The 19,840-nt window shown below is 61.6% G+C and carries 22 protein-coding genes and 1 pseudogene; 14 read left to right on the top strand and 9 right to left on the bottom strand.

What is annotated here, in order from left to right; all coding sequences use genetic code 11:
• Nucleotides 1-553: 553 nt before the first annotated feature.
• The 3 genes and pseudogenes from K7A42_RS12630 to K7A42_RS12620 form a co-directional block, all read right to left on the bottom strand.
• Nucleotides 554-1,783: an MFS transporter gene (locus tag K7A42_RS12630; RefSeq protein WP_064263086.1), complete on the bottom strand. Its 1,230-nt coding sequence runs from the start codon at nt 1,781-1,783 to the stop codon at nt 554-556.
• Nucleotides 1,780-2,465: pseudogene (locus K7A42_RS12625) on the bottom strand (YbhB/YbcL family Raf kinase inhibitor-like protein). Before K7A42_RS12625 ends, K7A42_RS12630 begins: the two are co-directional and overlap by 4 nt.
• Before the next feature lie 106 nt (nt 2,466-2,571).
• Nucleotides 2,572-3,387 carry a helix-turn-helix domain-containing protein gene (locus tag K7A42_RS12620; protein ID WP_064263085.1) on the bottom strand — a complete coding sequence of 272 codons (816 nt, stop codon included), beginning with the start codon at nt 3,385-3,387 and terminating at the stop codon, nt 2,572-2,574.
• A 314-nt stretch (nt 3,388-3,701) separates the two neighbouring features.
• Between K7A42_RS12620 and K7A42_RS12615 the strand changes: the two genes are divergently transcribed.
• The 7 genes from K7A42_RS12615 (at nt 3,702) to K7A42_RS12585 (ending at nt 11,105) form a co-directional block, all read left to right on the top strand.
• Nucleotides 3,702-5,825 carry a ParB/RepB/Spo0J family partition protein gene (locus K7A42_RS12615; RefSeq protein WP_282455306.1) on the top strand — a complete coding sequence of 708 codons (2,124 nt, stop codon included), beginning with the start codon at nt 3,702-3,704 and terminating at the stop codon, nt 5,823-5,825.
• A 97-nt stretch (nt 5,826-5,922) separates the two neighbouring features.
• Complete coding sequence (locus K7A42_RS12610; protein ID WP_282455305.1) at nt 5,923-6,579, top strand: hypothetical protein; 657 nt, start codon at nt 5,923-5,925, stop codon at nt 6,577-6,579.
• A 74-nt stretch (nt 6,580-6,653) separates the two neighbouring features.
• Nucleotides 6,654-7,844, top strand: coding sequence for a DUF932 domain-containing protein (locus tag K7A42_RS12605; RefSeq protein ID WP_282455304.1), 1,191 nt, complete (start codon nt 6,654-6,656; stop codon nt 7,842-7,844).
• Nucleotides 7,845-7,950: 106 nt separating this feature from the next.
• Complete coding sequence (locus K7A42_RS12600) at nt 7,951-8,205, top strand: DUF6117 family protein (RefSeq protein WP_064263081.1); 255 nt, start codon at nt 7,951-7,953, stop codon at nt 8,203-8,205.
• A gap of 126 nt (nt 8,206-8,331) precedes the next feature.
• On the top strand, nt 8,332-8,784 hold the full coding sequence (locus K7A42_RS12595; RefSeq protein ID WP_131258966.1) for a hypothetical protein: 453 nt from the start codon (nt 8,332-8,334) through the stop codon (nt 8,782-8,784).
• 12 nt (nt 8,785-8,796) lie between these two features.
• The gene (locus tag K7A42_RS12590) at nt 8,797-9,834 is read left to right on the top strand and encodes a toprim domain-containing protein (RefSeq protein WP_034499702.1); all 1,038 of its coding nucleotides are present in this window, start codon (nt 8,797-8,799) and stop codon (nt 9,832-9,834) included.
• A 329-nt stretch (nt 9,835-10,163) separates the two neighbouring features.
• The gene (locus K7A42_RS12585) at nt 10,164-11,105 is read left to right on the top strand and encodes a DUF2493 domain-containing protein (protein WP_282455303.1); all 942 of its coding nucleotides are present in this window, start codon (nt 10,164-10,166) and stop codon (nt 11,103-11,105) included.
• A 439-nt stretch (nt 11,106-11,544) separates the two neighbouring features.
• Here K7A42_RS12585 and K7A42_RS12580 read toward each other — a convergent pair whose 3' ends face one another.
• Together K7A42_RS12580 and K7A42_RS12575 are read right to left on the bottom strand one after the other, a co-directional pair.
• On the bottom strand, nt 11,545-11,964 hold the full coding sequence (locus tag K7A42_RS12580) for a type II toxin-antitoxin system VapC family toxin (protein WP_006699040.1): 420 nt from the start codon (nt 11,962-11,964) through the stop codon (nt 11,545-11,547).
• Entirely contained in the window at nt 11,961-12,215 is a 255-nt protein-coding gene (locus tag K7A42_RS12575; protein ID WP_064263079.1) for a FitA-like ribbon-helix-helix domain-containing protein, read from the bottom strand. Before K7A42_RS12575 ends, K7A42_RS12580 begins: the two co-directional genes overlap by 4 nt.
• Before the next feature lie 168 nt (nt 12,216-12,383).
• Here K7A42_RS12575 and K7A42_RS12570 point away from each other — a divergent pair, with 168 nt between their 5' ends.
• Entirely contained in the window at nt 12,384-12,614 is a 231-nt protein-coding gene (locus K7A42_RS12570) for a hypothetical protein (RefSeq protein ID WP_128636328.1), read from the top strand.
• Nucleotides 12,615-12,665: 51 nt separating this feature from the next.
• Here the strand turns inward: K7A42_RS12570 and K7A42_RS12565 are convergent, their stop codons facing one another.
• Nucleotides 12,666-13,172, bottom strand: a complete 507-nt coding sequence (locus K7A42_RS12565) for an RES family NAD+ phosphorylase (RefSeq protein WP_006699037.1) — start codon at nt 13,170-13,172, stop codon at nt 12,666-12,668.
• Nucleotides 13,169-13,654, bottom strand: a complete 486-nt coding sequence (locus tag K7A42_RS12560) for an antitoxin Xre/MbcA/ParS toxin-binding domain-containing protein (protein ID WP_034499710.1) — start codon at nt 13,652-13,654, stop codon at nt 13,169-13,171. Before K7A42_RS12560 ends, K7A42_RS12565 begins: the two co-directional genes overlap by 4 nt.
• A 405-nt stretch (nt 13,655-14,059) precedes the next feature.
• On the opposite strand from K7A42_RS12560, the gene K7A42_RS12555 reads away from it, so the two are divergent.
• Entirely contained in the window at nt 14,060-14,383 is a 324-nt protein-coding gene (locus tag K7A42_RS12555; protein ID WP_034499714.1) for a DUF736 domain-containing protein, read from the top strand.
• A 56-nt stretch (nt 14,384-14,439) separates the two neighbouring features.
• On the top strand, nt 14,440-14,772 hold the full coding sequence (locus K7A42_RS12550) for a hypothetical protein (protein WP_034499718.1): 333 nt from the start codon (nt 14,440-14,442) through the stop codon (nt 14,770-14,772).
• 65 nt (nt 14,773-14,837) lie between these two features.
• Here K7A42_RS12550 and K7A42_RS12545 read toward each other — a convergent pair whose 3' ends face one another.
• Nucleotides 14,838-15,116: an HU family DNA-binding protein gene (locus K7A42_RS12545; RefSeq protein WP_006699033.1), complete on the bottom strand. Its 279-nt coding sequence runs from the start codon at nt 15,114-15,116 to the stop codon at nt 14,838-14,840.
• A gap of 398 nt (nt 15,117-15,514) precedes the next feature.
• On the opposite strand from K7A42_RS12545, the gene K7A42_RS12540 reads away from it, so the two are divergent.
• Complete coding sequence (locus K7A42_RS12540) at nt 15,515-15,679, top strand: hypothetical protein (RefSeq protein WP_022557193.1); 165 nt, start codon at nt 15,515-15,517, stop codon at nt 15,677-15,679.
• 138 nt (nt 15,680-15,817) lie between these two features.
• On the opposite strand, the gene K7A42_RS12535 is transcribed toward K7A42_RS12540, so the two are convergent.
• Nucleotides 15,818-16,144: a WGR domain-containing protein gene (locus K7A42_RS12535; protein WP_051674328.1), complete on the bottom strand. Its 327-nt coding sequence runs from the start codon at nt 16,142-16,144 to the stop codon at nt 15,818-15,820.
• 1,590 nt (nt 16,145-17,734) lie between these two features.
• Between K7A42_RS12535 and K7A42_RS12530 the strand changes: the two genes are divergently transcribed.
• The 3 genes from K7A42_RS12530 (at nt 17,735) to K7A42_RS12520 (ending at nt 19,839) form a co-directional block, all read left to right on the top strand.
• The gene (locus tag K7A42_RS12530; protein ID WP_282455302.1) at nt 17,735-18,196 is read left to right on the top strand and encodes a hypothetical protein; all 462 of its coding nucleotides are present in this window, start codon (nt 17,735-17,737) and stop codon (nt 18,194-18,196) included.
• A 207-nt stretch (nt 18,197-18,403) separates the two neighbouring features.
• Nucleotides 18,404-19,489 (top strand): lytic transglycosylase domain-containing protein, encoded by a 1,086-nt coding sequence (locus K7A42_RS12525; RefSeq protein WP_282455301.1) that lies wholly within the window; start codon nt 18,404-18,406, stop codon nt 19,487-19,489.
• A complete protein-coding gene (locus tag K7A42_RS12520; protein ID WP_077986005.1) occupies nt 19,486-19,839 on the top strand; it encodes a TrbC/VirB2 family protein in 354 nt (117 codons plus the stop codon). The genes K7A42_RS12525 and K7A42_RS12520 overlap by 4 nt, the downstream gene beginning before the upstream one ends.
• The last annotated feature ends 1 nt before the right edge of the window (nt 19,840 follow it).

Genomic DNA, 19,840 nt, shown 5'->3' with positions numbered 1-19,840 from the left:
TCTTGCTGACGAACGGATCATCATCATCGATCCTGCGACCTACGAGATTGTCTACGTTCTCACGATCTGACCACCGTCGTTGCCATTCATCCTGTTGGTCGCCACCTTGCGACCAACAGTTTGACCGGTTGTTTGCGTGCTCAGCCGCAAAATTTCCCCCGCTGCTCTGCGAGTTTCTCGATGTTTTCCGTGAAGCGACCCATGCGAAACGTTATCGTCGGCTCCTTCCTCCTGCTTTGCTCACTACCCATTGTCGGTGGCGGAATGAGGATTGCCTCCGATTTCAGGCTGAATTCCAGGCCTCCTGTCTTTCTCGATGTAAGTCAGGAGCCATTGTGGACAACGCAGGTGAAGCGTATTGATCTAAACAAGCAAAGCTACGAGCGACTGCCCTCGGACGTTCTTGATGCGCCGAACCTCCTCGCCTCCAACGGCGTCTCGCTAGGCGCATTGCTGCCAACTGAGCAAAGTCATGACGTTATGTCCCTTGAACGTGTCGGCATAAAAAAAACCGGAGGGTTCCCTGAGGCTTCCAAAGCCGAACACAGGGGCGTCACGCGGCGTCCTCCTTCGGGCCGATCCACCAGCAAAAGATCGCGCCGGTGGCTAACAGGATACAGGTTCCGAGAAACACGGCGCGCATGCCGATATGGCCCCCGATAAACCCGCCAAGGACCGGGCCAGCCACCTGGCCGACATAGTGCGAAGAGATCGAGAGTCCGAGAATCCTGCCCGTCGCTGCGTCTGGAACGTTGTGCCTGATCACCGCGGTGATGCAGGGCAGAAGGCCGCCGAGCGCTACACCCATCAGGAAGCGCAAGCCGATCAATTGCCAGGCCGAGTTCACGAAAGCCTGCGGTACCAACAAGAGCGCCGCGACGGCAAGCGCCACCATGATGACCCTCCAGTAGCCGATGCGGTCGGCAAGCTTGCCGAGCCATGAGGACGACAGGATGCTGCCAAGCGCCGCAGCCGCCATCACGACGCCCGAAACCATCGTCACATCGGCGTCGGCTACAAACTGCGCGACATAGACGGTGATGATCGGCTCGATCGACATATTGGCCAGCATCAGCAAGAGGCCGAGCGACAGCATGGCGATGACCGGACGCTTGTCAGGAATGGAGGCCCAGCTGCCGCTAGCCTTCTCGGATTTCTTCCGAGCCGTGGACTTCTCCTCCTTGATCAGGAAAGCCGTCCCAAGGAAGGTCAGGAAGATCACGCCGCCGGCCAGGAGGAAAGTGCCGCGAATGCCGATTACAGGTGGCAGCGCGCCGCCGATCAGCGGTCCGACGAGATTGCCGGCCATGATGCCGGCGGATAGCGTGCCCAGCGCCCAGGCGGAGCGATGCTTCGGCGTTTGCGCCGCCACCAGCACCATCGATCCCGACGCATAGCCGCCGGCAAGGCCTGTGAAAAGGCGTAGCGCCACCAGCTGCCAGACATTGCCCGCCATGCCCATTAGCGAGATGGCAACTGTCATGCCGAGGCTGGCGCGGATCAGCATCAGCTTTCGGCCATAAATATCGCCAAGCCGTCCCCAGAGCGGCGCTACGAACGCGGCCGCAAAGAAGGTGGCGCCATAGGCGATGCCCGACCACTGCACGATCGCGGCCTTGTCGCTGACGCCGAGCTCCTCGACATAGAGCGGCAGGAAGGGGAGGAGGAGCGTCATCGCCACGATCGTCGTGAACGAGCCAACAAGGCAAACAATCAGGTTTCGCATCCAATGCGCGGTTTCCGGCTCGGCCCGCGCTTCGGCATCCCATCTCGTCCCGGTCATTTCCCAGCCTTTGCATTCAATGTGTAAAACAGGTCCCTGCTGCCTGATGCCAAGATATGCTCCTTCGCGGCAGCGATGAGATCGGCGCGGGTGAAGAGATCGGGAAGGTTTAGCCGGTCGACATCGAGCGCATAGACCGTAACGTGGTAGCTGTGGACACGCTCGTCGTTCCACGGCGGGCACGGGCCCACATAACCACCATGTGGTCCATCCTCCAGGTTGCCGCCGCCGGTGCCGTTCTGCCCGCGCCGCCCATGGGCCGCGCGCTCCAGCGGCAGGCCATTGGCGGACGGACCGTTTCCGTCCGTGCCTTCACCAAGGCTCGTGCGCGATGGAGGAATATCGGCCAGCACCCAGTGAACGAATTCCATCCTCCTGAAATCCTCCGGGATGATTTTATCCGCCCTGTTGAACAGTGAGAAATCAGCGGGTGCGTCCGGGTCGACCATCGTCAGCGCATAGGATCGCGTGCCCCTGGGGCCCTTCGACCAGGAGACGGCAAGGCTCTTGTTGGGGCCGGGTACTGACTTGCTGGATGATGTCGAAATGCAAAAGCATTTTCCGGCGACAGCGTCGGGCCATTGCTCTTTGAAAACGTCACCTTGAGATCGGCCGAAAGGGCCGGTGTGGCGATGATTGCTGCGACGACGGTGACGTTCACAAGTATAAGCATGGGTTTCATAATGTTGCCCTTTCGCGGTTCGCTCCGGTGAGCTGCGAGGGCATGGTCTAACAAAGTCGTACCGGCTGGCGGTGCACGAAAACGCTCAATATGGAGCGGCAAACGCTCACGCGCTGCGAAGCCGGTCCGTGAAGCGGCGCGGCGAGCGATAGCCTGTGGCGAGCGCGGCTTCCCGCAGCGACAGCCCGTCTTCTGCAAGGAGGGTCTTTGCGAGGCTCACCCGTTCGCTCGCCACAACATCTCGCAGGGAAGCACCCTCGCGTGACAGGCGACGACGCAGCGTGGCGTTGCTCGTGCCGAGCTCCCCGGCGATCAGATCGGCGGTCCAGGCGCGATCCGGCTGCCAGCGCACCAGCGCTCGCACCGCCTCGGCGGTCGTTTCCGGCAAACCGGGCAGGGCGCCGCGTACCGCGAGCACCATCAAGATTTCGAGAAGGCGGTGCTCGAGCAGAGGGACCGGCACATTGCCGTTGGCGATGCCCTGGCCGGCGTGGTTGATGGCTGCGGCCAGTAACGGGTCGAGCGTCAACTCTGTCTGGCAAGCGATCCGGCAAGGTGGAAAAGCCTTCGCTGCCCGCCGTGTCAACTCGTTTGGGAAGGCGATGAAGATCGCCCGATAGACACCAGTCTGCGGATCGGGATCATTGACGACATCGCCGCACCAACCGGCTGGCAGCACGAGGGCCGTGCCGGCCGAAAAGCGTCGCTGCCGTCCCATGCTCACGACTTCCTTTGACCCTTCCAGGATGGCGACGATCGAAACCTGTGAAAAGGCCGAGCCGGCGATGCGTTCGCGTTCGCGCGTGACAAAGGTAAAAAGCGTGGAATAGCTGCCGATCCCGTCGGACGCGACGGTCGGACGGCGATCCTTCGCCGCCAGGCGGCGCAGCTTTTCCAACATGTCGTGATGAGCCTCGGGCACTGCAACGGCTTCCTGCTATTTGTTTGCCGGAACAGTCTGGACCACCCGGGCGGCGGTGCCAAGTCCGCAAGGCGTCCTGTCGGTTCGGCCCGCTGATATTATCGACGGACTGAATGAGCTCATCGACCATGAATTCTCGCCGGCACCCAGACAGTTCCGGGAAGTCGGGGTAAAACGGCCTTATCAGTCAGGTGATGAGCGTGAGGTACGGCGAGCTCCAGGCGGGCGGCATAGAGGGAGAGGAGGGAAGTGGGATTTGTGGCGGGTTAGGAGGCTGGAGATGGTTCCGGCCGGCCCCCCATGGAGAAACTGATATGGCACAAGCCACCCAGAAAATCACCCTCAGCGCAGCCCGGGATATTCCCTTCAACAAGCTGGTGCTCAGTCAGCAAAATGTCCGCAAGATCAAGGCGGGCATCTCGATCGAGGACCTTGCCGAAGACATCGCCCATCGCGGGCTACTCACCAGCCTCAACGTCCGCCCCGAACTCGACGGCGATGGCAACGAAACCGGCATCTACCGGATCCCGGCTGGCGGGCGCCGGTACCGCGCCCTCGAGCGTCTTGTGGCGCAGAAGCGTCTGGCCAAAACTGCCGGTGTCCCTTGCATCGTCAGCAAAGGCGAGACCCTTGAAGTCGAGGACTCCCTCGCCGAAAACGTCCAGCGCGTATCCTTGCATCCGCTTGATCAGTTCCGTGCCTTCCAGACTTTGCGCGACCAGGGTCTCGGCGAGGAGGAGATAGCCGCACGCTTCTTCGTCTCGGTTACCACCGTCAAGCAACGCCTGCGGCTCGCCTCCGTCTCGTCGCGGCTTCTCGATCTTTATGCCGAGGACGAGATGACTCTCGAACAGATCATGGCCTTCTCGATCACCAACGACCATGTTCGCCAGGAGCAGGTCTGGGATACGGTCTCCCGCTCCCATAGCCGTGAACCTTATTATATCCGCCGACTACTGACGGAGACCGCGATCCGCGCCAGCGACCGCCGCGCAGTCTATGTCGGCATCGAAGCTTACGAGGCCGCGGGCGGTGTGACCATGCGTGATCTGTTCGACCAGGATCAGGGCGGCTGGCTGCAGGATCCGGCGCTGCTCGAGCAGCTCGTGATGGAAAAGCTGAAGGCCGACGCCGAGGCGATCCGCGTGAGCGAAGGCTGGAAATGGGTTGAAGCCGCCTTCGACTTTCCCTACGGCCACACGTCCGGCCTTCGCCGCTTCTACGGAGAGCAGGCCGAGATGACCGAGGCGGACTTGGCCCACTATGACGCCACCCGTGCCGAATACGATAAGCTCGACGCAGAATATTCGGAAGCAGATGAGTACTCGGAAGCGACCGAACAAAAGCTGGACGAGCTCGGCGCAGAGCTCGACCGGCTCAACGACCGCCCATATCTGTTCGATCCGCAAGAGATCGGCCACGGCGGTGTCTTTGTGTCGCTCGGCGCCAGTGGCGAGCTCAAGATCGAGCGAGGCTTCGTGCGGCCCGAGGACGAACTGAAGAGTGAAGCCGATCTCTCGAGTGATGTCGGTCACAATCGTGACGATCGTGGCAATGAACTCTCGGTAAGAGGCGCCGCCGGTGGCGAGGACACCCAACCAGACGACGAGGACGAAGCGATCAAGCCACTTCCCGACCGCATGGTTCTCGATCTGACGGCGGCGCGCACGGTCGCTTTGCGCAACGCGCTCGCGAACGATCCTGTCATCGCCTTCATCGCGGTCCTGCATGCCTTCGTCCTGAAGACCTTCTACGTTTACGGCTCGGATTCATGCCTGGAGGTGACGCTGCAAAGCGCTCGTTTCGCCCAGACGCCCGGCCTCGGCGATACAGTCTGGGCAAAGGAGATCGAGCAGCGGCACGAAGGCTGGGGCCAGGATCTTCCCAAGGATCCGGATGATCTCTGGGACTTCCTGATCACGCTTGACGAGGTCAGCCGGCAGGCTCTGTTTGCCCATTGCGCCTCGCTGTCGGTCAACGCGGTGATCGAACCGTGGAACAAGCGGACCCGGGCGATCGCCCATGCCGATCAGCTTGCCCGCTCGATTGGTTTCGACATGGTGCAGGCCGGCTGGACACCGACCGCCGACAACTATCTCGGCCGTGTCACCAAGGCGCGGATCCTACAGGCGGTTCGAGAAGCCAAGGGTGATCAGGCGGCGGAGCTGATCGGCCATCTCAAGAAGACTGACATGGCCCGCGAGGCCGAACGGCTGATGACAGGCAGCAGTTGGTTACCGGAACCGCTTCGCATAACGGTCGAGGACGGCATCAGCGAAAGCGATGCCCCCGGAGAGACCGTTGGTTCCGATCATGCTGAGACTGGGGAAGCTCAGGACCTGCCCGCTTTCCTGCTCGACCAGCCGGAAACATCGGACGACGACACCGGCGATACCGAAAGTGGCATGGACGGCGAGCATCTCGCGGCGGCCGAGTAGGTTCACCAGCATCCATCAGCCTGACCCGATCGCCGTTGCGGTCGGGTCTTCTTCCGCCCGGCCATCGCGCCGGGTTTTTCCGTTTCAGGAGGCATCTATGCCTGACTTCACGATCGAGACCACCTACCACCTGCCGGTCTTCCGGCACCGCACCTACGCGGCCGACACGCTGGAGGCGGCCTGCCGTGCCGCCATTGACGACGACAGCTGGGAGATCGCCGAGAAGGACTTCGACTCCTCCGGTCCAGTTCATGTCACCGGCATCTGGGACGGCACACATGCGGCCTATGCGGGTCCGCCGCTCCAGATCCCGCAGCAGTTCGACGAACCTGTCCAGCGCCGGGCGCGTCATTTCGAGATCCTGCTCGGACTGTTGAAGATGTTGTTAAATGACATCAGTTCGGCCCGGCCGCCATTGCCCGATTGGCTCGCCCGATCGGCCTGGGCGATTGCCCGAGGAGAAGCCATTCTCGCCGGAGAACCCGATCCCGAAGAGCCGGTCGACCTACCAAAGCCTTCCCACGTCCTGGTCAGGCTGCAAGAGGCTGGTGTACGCGACGCAATCGCCGCCGTGCTCGAAATAGATCCGAGTTTCAAAGCACTATCGCCCGAGGCGGTGACCGACGACGAGGTCCACGCCGCATGCCGTTCCATCGCCGCCACGATGGATTTTTCCGACGCGGTCGGAAGCGCCGAATTTCAGGCAGCGCTCTCGGCGATCCGTTCGGCGCATCGCCGGCTTACGTCCGATTAATTCATCTTCTTCCCCAGAATCCCTCAACCTCGCCCGGCCACCGCGCCGGGTTTCATCTTATGGAGACAATCCAAATGAATTCCCTCGCATCCACTAACCAGCCAGCTTCCTCCGGTTTCAAAGTCGATATCTCCCGCGGCGAACGGATTGGCCGCGTTTCGTCCGAATGGTTTTCGCGCCCTGATGACGAACGCTTCCTGTCGCTGAACGATCTCTACGACACGGTCCGGTCCCGCGCTGACCGCGCCCATGCCCGAACGATCGAAAGCGCCGCGATCCGCGTCGAGGCTACGCGCGACAATGCGGAGCGGCTTGAACTTCTCGTTCCAGGTCAGCGCCAGCCGATCGCACCGACCCACTGGAGCTACGGTCAGCTCTGCAGCCTGGTCGGTGCACCGTCGAGCTACATGCGGCAACTCCCCGCGCCTCTTGCCGCGATCAACCTGCAGCACGGCCTGCTCAATCACCGTGCCGAGCTGGTAAAAACGCTCGAGATGGACGATGGCCGGCTCGAACTGCGCGCGGTGACGGGACCCGAATACGGCCGCATCTGGGATCACGAACTGGTCTCGGCGGTGATGAAGATCGCCGGCAATGGGACCGGCGACACGATGTGGAAAGTGCCGGGCGTCCTGGACTGGGCGACGATGAGCCACAATCCCTTCGTCGACATCACCAAAGATACGACGACGCTTTATGCCAGCGACCGCGATGTCTTCCTGTTCCTCGTCGACGACACCCATCCGATCGAAGCCGGGCGATTGCCCAACGGTGAGCCCGACCTCTATTTTCGCGGCTTCTATGCCTGGAACTCGGAGGTAGGCTCGAAGACACTCGGCATCGCCTCCTTTTATCTGCGGGCGGTCTGCGCCAACAGGAACCTCTGGGGCACTGAGAATTTTGAGGAGATCACTATCCGCCATTCGAAGTTCGCCGCCCAGCGTTTTGCGCATGAAGCAGCACCCGCGCTGACCCGCTTTGCCAATTCGTCGCCCGCTCCGTTCATCGCCGGCATCAAGGCGGCACGCGAAAGGATCGTCGCGCGCAAGGATGACGACCGTGAGAGCTTCCTGCGTCGGCGCGGCTTCTCGAAAGGCGAGACCGGCAGGGTGATTGAGATGGTCTTGTCGGAAGAGGGGAGGCCGCCGGAATCGATCTTCGATTTCGTACAGGGGATCACCGCACTGGCGCGCACCAAGACCAATCAGGACACGCGTCTCGAGCTCGAAGGAAAGGCCAAGAAGCTGCTGGAGAGCGCCTCCTGACACGTTCAAACGTACCGGGCTCAGAACCCGGCCGCGTCGGCAAATCCCGTCATCGTCATCACAGAGCCCGGTCAAGCGCCGGGCCTCATTTTGTCTGGTGCACCCAATGGCTATCCCCGATCATGCCCGCACAAACTTCGACACGCTGCTGCGCGCCGCGTCCGATGGTAATCTTGCTCTCATGGAATGCCTCGATGCCACTACACGCGAGCCGGGTTACGTGCTCTGCGGCGTCGGCCGCAGTAACGGCGAATTTTTCTTCACGCCGTTTGGTCATCTGGCCGACGGCAATCCTTACGACGCCTACCTGCCGCCGGATCGAGAGAATCCCGCTGGCTTCATCGTAAACCCGCCGTGCTAGGCGCGATCGCCGGCGGTTCAACCTGCCGATCCCCGACCCTTCCACGGCCGCCCAGATGTGGCCTCCGACCTAGTCGGCAGGACACCGGACCTTGCAGTTCTTTCCTCACTCCTGGAGCGTCCCCTTATGAATATCATTTCGCATCCTCAAAACGTTTCCACCTCTCCGCGTCCTATGGCCAGAACCAGCGCCGGGGCACTTATTCATGGTGCCGAACAGATCAGGTCGCTGGAGCAAGGTAAAGGCATCGCCACCGCCGACCTGAGACAGGTCATGACGGAGGTTTTCGGCGGCAGCGACGCCGAAGGCCGCTGGCTCCGGAAGGATGCCTATAAACCAACAGAGGTCGCCCAGGTCTTGTTTCTATCCCGCTCAATCACCTCCCGGGTCCAGTCGCCTCAATCGGCGCGTGCGATGCTGATGAAGGCGGCCCGGCTCTCGCCGACCCACACGCGCCGATCCGAGGAGATGATCAGTTGGAAGCTCCGTTCCTTTGTGCCTGTCGCAGGTGAGGGCACGGCGATCCTGTCGAAGCTGAATGATCGTCATTACCTTGTCGATGTCGCACACCGGTCATGATGGAGGTCTGCCATGCACTCCGCGTCGGATCTGGCGGGCCGTCTCGCGCGGGACGCGGAGGCGGTCTGCCGGCACTATCTCTCCGCCGGCCGTCGTGCCGGCAACTACTGGCTCGTTGGCGATGTCAGCAACAGAAAGGGCCGGTCGCTCTATGTGCACCTCGTCGGCCCGCGCGCCGGCCGCTGGACCGACGCGGCGACAGGCCAGTTCGGTGATCTGCTCGATCTGATCCGGGAGACTTGCGGTCTCGTCGACTTCCGGGACGTTGCAGACGAGGCGCGTCATTTCCTCAGCCTGCCTCGACCAGAGCCGGTGTCCTCTCGCGGGACCGATGCTTATGATTTCGCCCCGGTGGAACGGCGCACTGGCGTGCAGGCACAGCGGCTGTTCCGGATGACGCAGCCCCTGGCGGGCACGCTTGCCGATACCTATCTGCGCGGGCGCGGCATCTTACGGGCATCGACGCATGCGGCGCTGCGCTTCCATCCGTCCTGCTACTATCGTGATCTCGTGAGTGGTCGCACGACCAGCTATCCGGCCCTGATTGCCGCCGTGACCGACTCTGCCGGCGCGATCACCGGTGTGCATCGCAGCTGGCTCGATCCTGACGGCGCCGGCAAGGCGAAGGTCGACGATCCGCGGCGCGCACTTGGCGGGCTCCTCGGGAATGGCGTCCGTTTCTGCTTTCCGGTCAATGCACCTGTCCCGGTCATGGCTGCAGGCGAGGGCATCGAAACAATGCTGTCGCTCGCACACGTGATGCCCGGCATGCCGATAGTGGCGGCGCTCACGGCCAACCACCTTGCCGCCTTCCGTTTCCCGCCCGGATGCCGGCGCATCTATATCGCCGCAGACGCGGATGCCGCCGGCCGGCATGGGATCGAGGGCATGAGCCGCCGGGCGCAGGAGTGCGGGATCCTGCCACTGGTGCTGTCGCCGGAGCTCGGCGACTTCAATGAAGATCTTCGCTGGCTGGGCCCGGACCGGTTGACGGCAAACCTCAGGGCACAACTCGTCCCGGAAGACGCGATGGCTTTTCTTCCAGCCTGACGTCGGGGACGAGGTTGGGGGAGGGCCCGGCCGCGGCACTGGCGAGGCGCAATCCATTGGCCTTATTCGGGATGGGCGCGCGCCCGCGGGCCTGCCGAGAGGCGACCCTTACCACGCGGGCCTCCGGGCCTTCAGCGGGTCGGTCGGGTTTCTTCCCCTGCCAGACCGCAGGCGCGGTCCGTCATTCCTCGCGGATCAAGAAACCCTCCCTCCGCCGCCCGGCGCTTCGCTGGGCCGCGGCACTTCGCTTGCGGTTCCGGCCTCGGCCCGCGTGATCGGGTTCGCCGTCAGGCCGCGAGAGGCGCGGCCCCAAACCGATGGAGACCACCATGGACCTGATCCTTCACCCCGAAGACACCTTCGAGCCCCACCATACATCCTCCCCGACCGACCGCTTCATCTACGAGATGCAGGTCTTCGGCTATCGCCCCTTCCAGGACGAACCCGATCCGCGGCCATTGCCGGAGGAGCCCCAAGTCCGCTCATCGATCACCACGCTCTTCGACGCCCTCGCAGAAATGCTCGGCGACACCCGCCTGGAGCCCGATCTCGAAGACCTTTTCTGGTCGATCCCCAATCTCTTCCATCGCGCCGGCGAACGGATCCAGCGCGAACTCGATCGTAACGAAGAGGCGCAACGCACCGGCCAGCGCGAGCAGGACGGCTCGGAGGTGAAGAGCGTCGAACTCGAACGCCTCATCGCCGAAGGCATCACGCTCCTGGAACGCCGCAACAGCTTCGAGTTCATGCGCGACTTCAGTGCCGACCTGTACGAGGCGCAGACCGGATCGTCCTGGCGGCCGCGCAGCGGCTCCAAGGTCAACCACGCCAACATGACGGCGGCGATGATCGACAGCCGGGACTTCCTCTCCGCCCGACGCCGCGCCGAAACCGAGGTGCTGATCCCTGCCGGAACCAAGATCGCATTCGCCGGCGGTATGGACTACAACGATCATGAGCGCATCTGGGCCAAGCTCGATCAGGCGCATGCTAAGCATCCCGACATGGTGCTCTTGCACGGCGGCTCGCCGAAAGGCGCTGAACGCATCGCCGCCTGCTGGGCGGATGCGCGCCAAGTGACGCAGATTACCTTCAAGCCCAACTGGACCAAACATGCCAAGGCTGCGCCCTTCCGGCGCAATGACGAGATGCTTTCAGTCATGCCCGCCGGATTGATCGTCTTTCCCGGAAACGGCATCACCGGCAATCTCGCCGACAAGGCACGCCAGCTCGGCATCCCGGTCTGGCAGGCTTCAGGAGACGGCGCCTGATAGCCTGTGTCAAAACGCAAGCATCTCCAAGGTGGGTCGCAGGCGTGCAGGCGCGCCCGACCCACGCCTCCGTCCGGGGTCTCGCTTCGCCAGCCATCATCCTCAGCGGGACCAAAGTCGGGGCGATCCGCCTCCTATCGGAAGGAACTGCGGGGCGCTTGTCGTGATTGTTACCGCGCCTTGGTTGGCTCGGCCCCCCGCAGGGCGATTGCGATGATGTTGATCGGCTCGCTTTGAGGACGGGCGGAGGCAGGATCGCGGCACCTCGATCGGTTGTCGCCACCATTAGCGGTTGAAGCCGAAAGCGCGGCCCACACGGCAACGCCGAAACCTCTTTTCAATCGAACGCACAAAGTAAGACGAGGCGACGCTTCAGACGTATACCGCCGGCAACATCGACTATGCTCGGATCATCGCACTTGCCGGTGACGGGTCGCCCTCACTCGGCCGTCCAGGGATCGATGACTTCAAGACCAGCGGCATGAAACGCGCTGGCGTCACGGGTCGCGACTGCGAAGCCCTTAGATGCAGCGATGGCCGCAATGTAGCCGTCGGGTGTCGGGAATCCCTTCCCCGATGCACGGGCCGAAGATCCGAGATTGGCATAGTGTTTGGCGGCATCGAGATCGAAGGGCAAAATTCGTCCCTCGAACAGGCCGATCCAGACATCGAGAGCCTCCGCGAGCCTCTGCTTGCGCTGACCATCGGGCATGGTGCGGATGCCGAACATGGCCTCCGCGATCGTGATACTCGAAAGATGGAGGGTCTCGGCAGCTTGCTCGTCGAGCCAGCGCTGTACCATTTGGCTCGGAAAAGGCTTCATCGTCTCCGAGACGACATTGGTGTCTAGCAGAATCATTCGAAGCCCATGGGATGGGCTGGCGTGCGATCAAAGGTCTGTTCAAGGGCATCGACGTCCTCGTTGGTGAGGCCGATGCGACGACTGGCCTCGGCGAGTGCCGTGCCGAGACGGAGACGGGTTGCGGGCCGAACGGCCATTTCCAGAATGTCGCGCATTTCGGCCTCGGCGCTGCGGCCATGCTGTGCCGCACGGATCTTGATGGCGCGATGCGTTTCCTCGGGTATGTTTCGGATTGTTACGGCGGGCATGATAGCACCTCCTGCATAACTGATAGGAATGATGGCAGTATGGAGATTTTGCCATCATATTTCAAGATCAACGTTGAAGAGGGCCTCTGAATCGTAGCCGCCATCATTATGTCTCTCAGGATCGCCCTGTGTGACCTGAAGCCGGGATCACGCATTCAGGACGCCGACGTGTTAGCTGGCATCGGCATGAAGATGCGCTCGATCGGCTGGCGCGCGGCGAAGGCTACGACGATGAGCCATGAACTTCGCCTCAGCCAGGTAACCGGTTATCCCTGTCTTCGGGAATGGCAGGATGTGCGCGGTGAAAAAGCAAGGCAGTCCGATCCTCGGCCGCTTCAGCAAGGCCTTCATGATGTGGCTGCCTTACTTCAGGGGTGGCACTTCTGCCGCCTGGACTGATGTCCGTCGCGGCGCTGCCTTCAGAGCAGGCTTCATCCACGTCCCGACGGTCTAGGATCCGGGTGGGTGCAGCCGCGTGTCGAGCGCGAACGCCTCCTGGAATTCGAGCGCATAGGCACCTGCCCCGCCACCCGCTAGAAAGATCAGGTTCCAGCTGTGCGTCGAGACCGCACTGGGGACCGCGACGAACCGGTGTCGGCGCAGCAGCGCGTCTCCGAAGGCCTGTTGTCCCGCGCCGGGAATGCCCGGCCGCAGCCAGTTGGGATTGGGTACGGTCGCCGGATCAACGACGTGGACATCGGTGGGGTCGGCAACGACGGCCGCCGTTATCATGTGGGCGACCGTATCGAGTGCCCGGAATCCCTTGTGCACCGCCACCTCAAGGATCGCCGTCGCTGGATCGAGCGAGCAGTAGACCGCCCGCACGCCCTTGCTGTTCCAGCGTCCGCCAACCCGATAGGCGCCTTCGCCACTATCCCATGTCGCCGCATGGATGGCTTGATCGAGCCGCCATGCCACAAGCCTGGTTCCGCCGAGCGCAATCGGTAGAAGGGTCATGCATAGACGCCGTATTCAAGGCGGTCGAGATGATCCTCGACCAATTCGACGCCGGCGGGCGTGCCGAGAAGATCGATCGGCCGGCGCTGATCAAGCCCGATCGCTGGGCGTTCCAGCCATTGCTCGGCCTCCGCCTGCGAGCCGAAGACATCCGTCGCCTTGGCAAGGATCTCGGCGAACTTCCAGGCCCGGCCGCTCTGTTCCTGGCTGAGCGGCTTGGACAGCGCGTCCTTCCGGCGCTGCCAGGTGCGCAGGCTCATGCCGACCGCTTTTTCCAGCGATTCGTTCTTGCCTATGACGACAAGATTGCCGACAAGGTGATCGAGCGCTGAGGCCGGCAGGCCGTGCAACAGCAGTTCATGCGCATCAAGCACACTGGTCAACCGGCGCGCAAGCACCCGCGAACCGCCTAGCAGGGCTTCGATCTTCTGCAATTTTCCACCAGCGACTGTTGTGGAACGGGCTTTAGCTGCGAGGGCCATTATCGTTCTCCACGTCAAGTGTCGCGTACAATATGTCATCTGTCGTGGTGTATTTCAAGGCGGGGCGCATCCGGCCCGGTCACACTGGGATCATGACGTTCCCGATCACTCGCGTCCCCTCGGCTTGGCCGGTGGCGGGGGTCCGTTGATCCGAATGCCACTCACGCATGCCACGAGCGCGGTACTTGGCGGGGTCCGCAAGGGCAGCCAGGGCGAGGTCTCCGGCCGACGTCGCAATCAAGGACCATTCCCGTTCTTTATGTCGCCTTTCTAAGGGACCGGCCGCGATCAGCGTCAACCCCGCAAGGGGGTTCCCCTCCGCTAAAGCTTCGGTGACGCCCGCGGCGCAGCCCCTTCTTCGGGCGCCATCGGGAATGGTCCCGATGCAACGAAGGAGACAATCCCATGGCTACTACGATCGCAACCCTCACCGAAAAGACCGACGGCACTCTCGAAGGCGTCTTCGCCACCATCCGGGTCAACGCCCCGATCGCCCTCGTCCCGAATGCCAGCAAGGCGAGCGAAGAGGCCCCTGATTACCGCATCATCCATCGCAAGACCGGCTTTGAGATCGGCGCAGGCTGGAACCGCATCTCCCGCCAGACCGGCGAGGAATACATCTCCACCAAGCTCGAAGCGCCTGAGATCGGCGTGATCTTCGGCAACGTCGCCCCGGCGCCCGGCGGCGAGCCGGGCAAGAAGGTCATCCTCTGGAACAGCCCGGCCTGATCCAGATCGCCGGCCCCGACATCGGGGTCGGCCTCCCCATTCCAAAGGAGACCGCCATGAGCCGCTACACAATCACTGTCACCCGGACCGCATCCCGCCACTCAGACCCGGATGCCATCATCGGCTACGACCGTCCGCTTCAGACGTTCTTCCTCCAGGCATTTCCGGATGCCGATGGCGAGGATCTGGAGCTCTGGCTGGGTACGGAGTTTCGGGAGTTCGAAACACTGTCGCAACTGCGCACCGCGGCAATCGCGCGCGGTTTCGACTTCATACCTCTGGCATCCGGCATTCTTCACAGGCTGCTGGACGATCACGCCCGTGAAGCGCATCACGTTGTCAGCGATACGATTATTCAGGATCTTATAAACGTGACATCTGCCTGCTGATGCAAGCCTAGAACGAAACAGCCCGGCACGCTTGCCGGGCTGTTTTTTTTGCTTGCCTGGTAAGATTACTTGTTCAGCGCATCCTTGAGAGCCTTGGCAGGCGTAAAAGCCAGCTTTTTCGCGGCGGCAACCTTGATCGTCGCGCCAGTCGCCGGGTTACGCGCCTCGCGCTCCGGAGTGTCCTTCACCTTGAATTTGCCGAAGCCGGGCAGCGATGTCTCGTTGCCGGCCACGGCCGCCTCGGTGATCGAAGCGATCACCGCCTCTACGATAGCTTTTCCCTGAACCTTGGTGAGGCCATGCTCGCTGGCAATCTTGTCGGCAATTTCATTGGTCGTGGTCATTTTCTTCTCCGCATCGTGTCAGATGCAGAATCCCTGCCATTGTCGACCGGGTCTGTCATCGACACGCCGCGGCAAATCGTTCGCAAAGCCCGGGATCTCCACAGTTATTCACTTAATCACACGTCAGTTACCCGAAGACGGGTATCGAGCCCGTCCTCGGGTCAGGGTGCGATACGGAGAGGAAATGTCTGCTCAGTCCGTCCGAGGATGCCATGGTGCCATGCCGGCCTCAAGGACGAGTGGTCCCCCCAATTTTGCCTCCGCTCCGGTACCCTGCGCTCCAACAAAATCGGCACCCCCACTCGCCGGCTCCGCCGGTCGCGGGCGCGATCCTTGACCCGGCCACGCCCCCATGACCGCGCGCGTCGTCTTTCACAAACGTCAAGGAGACGACGACGATGCTTCTGGAACAACACATTGAAGAACTGCGAGCCGAATTGCGAAACGCCGTGTACCGCGACGAACGCCGCGAAATCGAGGTCGAGCTGGAACTAGCATGCGCCGAGTTGGCGGTGATCATGGCCGAGCAGGAGGGTGTCATCGACATCGAGCCACCCTTCTGAGGCGGCTTTTGCCCTGTCGTCTGGTCTGACGCGCCGGATCGACCGGCGGTTCAAACCCGAAGCTTCGCTTTGCATCCGCGGTCACCGGAACGGGCCCCGTTTCCTGATTGAGGGAAGCGGTGGGATCCGCATTCGTCTTTAACGCCGGGCCATCCCGTGGGAACAGCGTCGCCCCTTGGCGCACCCTTCGCTATCTGTCAGCATTTCAGCTTGCCGGACAGGCGGTTTCGGCCTGTATCCGCGCGACCGTCTCTTTCGCAGAAGCTGAAGAAAGAGCCTGACCGCTTCTTCCTCCCGCGCGAAATGATGCTCCCGCCTTTGACCCTTCGCGCCGATACGACCCCATCGACGGATGAGACATGTCTCGCCGAACAGGTTGGGCTCGATCGACATGGCATAATAGCGGGCCATGTTTTTCCTGTCGTCGATGCGTTCGACATAGATCTGGTAGGATTGTGCAATCATGAAACGGAGAATCGGACAAGGCGGACTCCGCGTCCAACGACATATTTGAATCGGTCTGCCTTGATTGATTCATGCTGATGATGGGTTTCCGAGGGATGATCTGAGCGAGCCGCCCGCGGCGATAGGTGCAAGCGGGCAACGCTCACTGAGCCCGAGAACGGTCTCCGCCCATTCGCGTCACGTCCTTCCCGCGGTTGCGGCACAAACGGAGAAGGTTGGGCCTGTCAAGCGGACGCTGCCGCGACTTCTCCACACAAGACCGAGAGAAGGACTGTGCTTTGCTGCGTCCTCATTCTCCGGCCCCGGCTTCACGCAATCCTCCCCACCTGCGGCGCGCTCGCCGTCTCCTCGTTCGCTTGCAATCGACGCCGGGCTACCGACATCCCCGCAACTCACGACGACGCCCCGTTTCATATCTCCCACCAAACCGGTCCCGCACCTCGCTGCTGCTCCGGCGCGGATCACATGCCAAGCCTGTGTTCGCTGTTGCTTCGTCTGTCGACCCGCAACAACATGGGCGTGTCGGGCACGGCGCCCGGACCGCTTTGGTGGGAGATGGCAGGATAGGCTATTGGTATACCAATAGCCGTTCGCCCGAGGGGCGATTGTCTCTAAGGCGAGCAGGCGACCCCTTGGATTATTGACCCCAGACGCGATCGGGAAAGCAGCTCTTCAGAGAATAGGTGAACGGGCGAAACCGCGAATAGGCAAAATGCCGATCCGCCGGTTGAGCAACCGGTTGGTTGGGTGGATGGCCAATACAGCGAACAGGGGTCTCAGCGCGTCGGCCTTTGAGGGACCAGGCCGCTCGGTGAACCAGCGTATCCCTGAATCAGGTAGCAGGCGTCTGTGCAAGTGAGTGAATAGGTGGAGCGCCGATCCACCAAATGACGGTTTGGCTTCTCGGTAAATCGGCCTGTGAGCGAACCAATGGCTGAGCGTCTGGGTGGACGAGTGTTTGCTTAAACAGGTGGACGCGCGTAGCTGCGATTGAATGTTTCGAAGAAGCAGCGGGTGAGTAATCAGGTGAACCCGCGTCCGCGCGAACAGTGCTGATCAATTGTCGGAGTTGCGAGGTGCCGGGAAGCAGCCTCACATCGAGTGTGAATATGTGATGGGCGGTCCGTCGTTCGGTACAGCCCGGCCTGTGGGCTCCCTGCACCAGCTTGAAGCCTCGTATTCTCGATGAGGCGATGATTTCGCTGATCTCCGTGCGAAGCATGGCTGATTGTCAGCCTGAAGAGGTCGGCGTTCGGAAGAGAGGATGCCACTGGATTGCTTCGAGGTTGCCGCAGTTCATCGCACTTTCCATTCTTGAGAATCTGGTATATGACTGCTCAAAATTATACTGAAGTACAAGTTTTGCAGCGGTGTCCATCCGTTGCCGGTGACATCTCTCACGTGTTGCACGGTGCCGGGCAGCGATTCTGCGCAGATAACTGCAAGGTCTTCCGAAGCGAAACAGCAGGACGGTTTCCCACTGACGAGCCACCGCGCAACCGTCGTCATCCTTTTGTGGGCTCGCGCGAGATCTCTATCTCAAGGCTCTCGAATACGCCGGATACCAGCAGGAAACTTAGGAGGTGAGCCGTGGAAATCCTGAAAGCTCTGTTTTGGCCGTTGGCCATTGCGATCCCCTTGGCAGCGTGCGGACAACTTGAGCAGCCGCCCCGGCCGCTGCCGCCAGCGCCCGACGCCTATCTCAGTCTTGCTGCCTGCAAACACTATCCAGCGAATATCGTTGAGTGTCAGCTGGAGTACGGTACGCAGTTTGGGCGCCACCGACTCGGCCCGGTACAGCAGGTCTCACGCGATCTGAAGACGGATCTCGATCGTTCTCCCTATCAGGTTTCATCTTGCTGGCCTGCTTCCAGGATCCAGCGGGAACTCCCGAATTTCACGTGCCGAATCTATCGTGCGTATTCAGGGGCCGATTCTGGCTCCGTGCTCGTCAAAGGAGGCACTGCGGTTAAACTGGCTCGTATTCTCGGCGATCGGGAGCAGATTTCTTACCGCTGGAAGCCCGATCAATGGTCAAGGGTACACGACTGAATTCATTGGGCATTTTAGGAACTCTCGGCTCATCCCATAACAGAACTTGCACTACAGTGCTATTTTTTGATTGATTTCCCGCTCGGATTGCAGTTCAAAACTTGTACGGCAGTATAAGTTATGGACTCGTTCGAAATGGATGACAGCCCGCCTTCTTCTGTGAGCAACCCGACAGCCAGAGCGTCGCGGCGGACGGTCTGGCCCGCTATGACGTCACTGCTTCTGGCGGCCAGTTTTGCCTCGACTTCCGCCGAGAATGATCCACGCCGGAGAAGCGAAAGCCGCGAGCTTAGCGATCGGCCCATTGGTTTTGCCCTCAACCATTCGGAAGAGCGCGCCGCGCCGGCAACACCTGTGGCGGTATCGCTTCTTGGTGTGACGCCCGAACATCTATTGCCGCCAGCCATTGATCTCGCCAATTTCAACGAACGTTATTGGGGGCGGGCCGAAATCAACGCCGCCACCGAAAATCTTGCCTTCGTCGTAAAAGCAACGACCCGATCCCGGCTTGCCGGTCCTGAACTATCGGAACAATTGGCGCGCGACACGAGAACATTGCGGGACCACTCCGTGTTCTCACCGATCAGCGTCTTCTCGTTTGAGCCGGGTCGAGGGGAACGGGCCGGCGATCCAGCTGTCGACGCCGGCAACGCCGCGGATCAAACATCGACGCAAGGTCGTCCCGACCTGCTTTCCGGCGTGCCTGAAGAATACGCAACACTCGCGGTGCAGATTGCGGCGGAGGAGAAGGTCGATCCGAACTGGGTACTGTCGATCATGCGCGCTGAAAACGCGCGTTTCGATCCGGACCTGGTCAGTTCGGCTGGTGCCGTCGGCCTGATGCAGGTGATGCCAAAGATCGGTGAGGCTTTCGGCGCCGATGACCTTACTGACCCCGAACAGAATATTCGTGCAGGAACGCGTTTCCTGCGTGTGCTCATCGACAAGTATCGCAACCCGGTGCTGATCGCCTCCGCGTATAATGCCGGAGAACCACGTGTCGATGCGCATCAATCCTTGCCGCTCATCCGCGAAACCGCGGACTATGTGACGCGCGTCGTCGGCTACTACACCGGCAAGCCGGCAACCAGCCTGCCTTACACACCCAGGCCGACGGCTAGCCCTGAATCCAGTCAGCACCGCCGCGCAGGGCTGGTCGACCGGGCAAGGTCCCCGATGCTTGTCTTCTCGGCCACAAAGCCCCTTGTCTCGGACGACAGCCCGCAACAGCCAATGAAAGCGATCCAACGCGGCGGCCCGGTCAAAATCGTCACGGAAGAGGTAGTTCAATGAGCATAATGATCACGGCAATCCTTGTTGGCAGCGTCACCTGCCGCTCCCCTTTTAACCGTAAGTGGGCCGGCCATGTCGCTATGGTATTGCTTGCGGCCTCGATCCTGTTCGTCAGTCAATATGAGCCGGCCGCCGCGCAAAGCCTTGATGCGCTGGAGAATGCTGCCGATAGACTGGTGCAATTCTTTACCGGCCCCTTCGGCCGTTCGGTGGGCGCGATCGCGTTCATCGGCATGTTCCTGGCTGCCGCTTTTGGTTTCTGGTCATGGGGAGCGCTCCTGCGGGTCGGCGGAAGCCTCGCGGGCATGTTTGCTGCCGCTGAGCTTGTCGACTTCCTCGCTGGGTCGTGAT

The organism is Agrobacterium sp. InxBP2 (assembly GCF_026191755.1).
Classification (GTDB): domain Bacteria; phylum Pseudomonadota; class Alphaproteobacteria; order Rhizobiales; family Rhizobiaceae; genus Agrobacterium; species Agrobacterium pusense.
Note: the sequence above shows the minus strand (reverse complement) of the source record. Positions and strands in the feature narration are given on the sequence as shown.

Coding starts and splice junctions, on each gene's coding strand:
- K7A42_RS12615 (WP_282455306.1), top strand. CDS start 3,702: ATGGCACAAGCCACCCAGAAAATCACCCTCAGCGCAGCCCGGGATATT.
- K7A42_RS12545 (WP_006699033.1), bottom strand. CDS start 15,116: ATGACCACGACCAATGAAATTGCCGACAAGATTGCCAGCGAGCATGGC.
- K7A42_RS12585 (WP_282455303.1), top strand. CDS start 10,164: ATGGACCTGATCCTTCACCCCGAAGACACCTTCGAGCCCCACCATACA.
- K7A42_RS12595 (WP_131258966.1), top strand. CDS start 8,332: ATGAATATCATTTCGCATCCTCAAAACGTTTCCACCTCTCCGCGTCCT.
- K7A42_RS12580 (WP_006699040.1), bottom strand. CDS start 11,964: ATGATTCTGCTAGACACCAATGTCGTCTCGGAGACGATGAAGCCTTTT.
- K7A42_RS12550 (WP_034499718.1), top strand. CDS start 14,440: ATGAGCCGCTACACAATCACTGTCACCCGGACCGCATCCCGCCACTCA.
- K7A42_RS12565 (WP_006699037.1), bottom strand. CDS start 13,172: ATGACCCTTCTACCGATTGCGCTCGGCGGAACCAGGCTTGTGGCATGG.
- K7A42_RS12555 (WP_034499714.1), top strand. CDS start 14,060: ATGGCTACTACGATCGCAACCCTCACCGAAAAGACCGACGGCACTCTC.
- K7A42_RS12560 (WP_034499710.1), bottom strand. CDS start 13,654: ATGGCCCTCGCAGCTAAAGCCCGTTCCACAACAGTCGCTGGTGGAAAA.
- K7A42_RS12590 (WP_034499702.1), top strand. CDS start 8,797: ATGCACTCCGCGTCGGATCTGGCGGGCCGTCTCGCGCGGGACGCGGAG.
- K7A42_RS12535 (WP_051674328.1), bottom strand. CDS start 16,144: ATGATTGCACAATCCTACCAGATCTATGTCGAACGCATCGACGACAGG.
- K7A42_RS12525 (WP_282455301.1), top strand. CDS start 18,404: ATGACGTCACTGCTTCTGGCGGCCAGTTTTGCCTCGACTTCCGCCGAG.
- K7A42_RS12520 (WP_077986005.1), top strand. CDS start 19,486: ATGAGCATAATGATCACGGCAATCCTTGTTGGCAGCGTCACCTGCCGC.
- K7A42_RS12575 (WP_064263079.1), bottom strand. CDS start 12,215: ATGCCCGCCGTAACAATCCGAAACATACCCGAGGAAACGCATCGCGCC.
- K7A42_RS12610 (WP_282455305.1), top strand. CDS start 5,923: ATGCCTGACTTCACGATCGAGACCACCTACCACCTGCCGGTCTTCCGG.
- K7A42_RS12630 (WP_064263086.1), bottom strand. CDS start 1,783: ATGACCGGGACGAGATGGGATGCCGAAGCGCGGGCCGAGCCGGAAACC.
- K7A42_RS12600 (WP_064263081.1), top strand. CDS start 7,951: ATGGCTATCCCCGATCATGCCCGCACAAACTTCGACACGCTGCTGCGC.
- K7A42_RS12540 (WP_022557193.1), top strand. CDS start 15,515: ATGCTTCTGGAACAACACATTGAAGAACTGCGAGCCGAATTGCGAAAC.
- K7A42_RS12605 (WP_282455304.1), top strand. CDS start 6,654: ATGAATTCCCTCGCATCCACTAACCAGCCAGCTTCCTCCGGTTTCAAA.